This is a genomic window from Streptomyces sp. NPDC101234, assembly GCF_044767525.1.
GTDB classification, from domain to species: Bacteria; Actinomycetota; Actinomycetes; order Streptomycetales; family Streptomycetaceae; genus Streptomyces; species Streptomyces sasae.
Genome location: NZ_JBIWOA010000111.1, coordinates 1 through 2,408, shown reverse-complemented (window position 1 = coordinate 2,408; position 2,408 = coordinate 1). Strand labels below are relative to the sequence as shown.

The window sequence follows — 2,408 nt, the reverse complement described above, 5'->3', positions numbered from 1 at the left end:
ACCCCGAAGGAACGCCACACCGCCGCCAGCGACACCATCACCGCCCACAACGCCGGCTGCACGACATCCACCCGCCGCAACGCAGCCTCGTCACCAAGCACATCGGCCAACGACCAGTCCACGAACGGTTCCAACGCCTCCGCGCACTCACGCATCGACGAGGCGAAGACAGGCGAGGACTCGACCAGCTCCTGAGCCATACCCACCCACTGCGCACCCTGACCGGGGAAGACGAAAACCACCTTGTCGCCGGGCCGGACCACCCGCGGGACGACCTCACCGGCGGCCACGGCGCGCAAGCCGGCCAACAACTCGCCCCGGTCCGTGCCGACTACCGCGGTCCGATGGTTCAAGGCGGCTCGCGCGTTGATCAGCGACCAGGCCACATCCACCGGACGCAGTTCGGGATCCGATTCCACGTGTTCCAGAAGACGGGCCGCCTGTGCTCGCACCGCCTCGTCCGACGCGCCCGAGACGATCCACGGCACCACGCCGCCGCCCCCGGCCTCCGGCTCGGCGGCCACAGATGCGGCAGCCACGGATTCGCCGGCGCTGGATTCGACGACTGCAGGGTCGGTGGCTGCGGGCTCGGTTGCCGCGGGAGCTTCGAGGATGACGTGGGCGTTCGTGCCGCTGACACCGAACGACGACACCCCCGCCCGCCGCGGACGACCCGTCTCCGGCCACACCACCGCATCCGTCAGCAGCCGCACCTCACCCTGCGTCCAGTCGATCTGAGTCGACGGCCGGTCGACATGCAGGGTCCTGGGCAGGACCCCGTGACGCAGCGCCATCACCATCTTGATCACACCACCGACACCCGCAGCAGCCTGCGCATGACCGATGTTCGACTTCAAAGACCCCAACCACAACGGCCGGTCGTCGGGCCGGTCCTGGCCATACGTGGCCAGCAGCGCCTGCGCCTCGATCGGATCACCGAGACGGGTACCCGTACCGTGGGCCTCCACCGCATCCACATCCGCGGGCGACAGACCCGCAGCAGCCAGCGCCTGACGGATCACCCGCTGCTGGGACGGACCGTTCGGAGCCGTCAGACCATTCGACGCACCGTCCTGGTTCACCGCACTCGACCGCATCACCGCAAGAATCTGGTGGCCGTTGCGCACGGCGTCGGACTGACGCTCCAACACCACGACACCGACACCCTCGGACCAACCCGTCCCGTCGGCCGCATCCGCGAACGACCGGCACCGGCCGTCTTCCGCAAGCCCGTTCTGTGCCGTGAACTCCAGGAACATCTCGGGCGTCGCCATCACGGTGACGCCACCGGCCAGCGCCAGGTTGCACTCCCCCGTGCGGAGAGCTTGCGCGGCGAGGTGCATGGCCACCAGCGACGAGGAGCAGGCCGTGTCCACGCTGACGGCGGGACCTTCCAGCCCCAGGGCGTACGCAACCCGCCCGGAGATCACACTGCCGGCGCCGCCGGTCAGCAGGTGTCCCTGTAGTTGTTCACGGGAGACGAGGTCGCCGTAGCCGGATCCGTAGGCGCCGGCGAAGACGCCCGTCGGGGTGCCCGCCAGCGTTCCCGGATCGATACCCGCTTGTTCCAGCGCTTCCCACGACACTTCCAGCAGCAACCGCTGCTGGGGATCGGTGGCCAGCGCCTCGCGTGGCGAGATGCGGAAGAACGCCGCGTCGAAGCCGTCGACGCCGGCTACGAAACCGCCGCGGCTCGTGGCGGAGACTTCCTGCAACCGGTCCAGGTCCCAGCCACGATCGGTGGGGAAGGGCCCGGTAGCGTCGGCTTCCTCGGCGACCAGGCGCCACAGCCCGTCCGGGTCGGACACGCCGCCGGGGAAGCGGCAGGCCATGCCGACCAGCACGATCGGATCGCCGGTGACGTCGGCCGCGACCTGCGGCGTGGCAGGCTCGGCCCGGCCCGCGAGATGCTCCGCGAGCCGGGTGACCGTCGGGTAGTCGAACACCGCGCTGCCGGCCAGCTCGATGCCGGTTCGACTCTGCAACAGGGTCCGCAACTCGACCCCCGTCAAGGAGTCGAAGCCGAGCTCCCGGAACGTGCGGTGGGTGTCGAGCGCGGTGTCAGGGTGGTGGCCGAGGACAACGGCCGCGGCCTCCCGGACCACGTCACGCAGGGATCGTCCGCTGTCCACCTGAAGCCGGCCGGCAGGCTTCGGCGTGGGCGACACGCGCTCGACGCCGGGCCAGTAGCGTTGCCGCTGGAAGGCATACGTCGGCAGCGCCACCCGACGCGCGTCCAGGCCCGCGAACACCGGCGCCCAGTCAACCGGAACACCCTGCGCATACAAGTGACCCAGCGCGGCCAGCACCGCTTCACCATCATCACGCCTGCGCCGCAACATCGGCACGCAGTTGTCCACCAGCCCCGACAACACCCCGTCCGGACCAACCTCCACCAACACACCGAC

Annotated in this window: 1 protein-coding gene; it reads right to left on the bottom strand. The window is 69.9% G+C overall.

Features of this window, described 5'->3' with window-relative positions:
• A partial coding sequence (locus tag ACIRR9_RS55945) for a type I polyketide synthase (RefSeq protein ID WP_403769815.1) occupies positions 1–2,408 on the bottom strand: 2,408 nt, incomplete at both ends.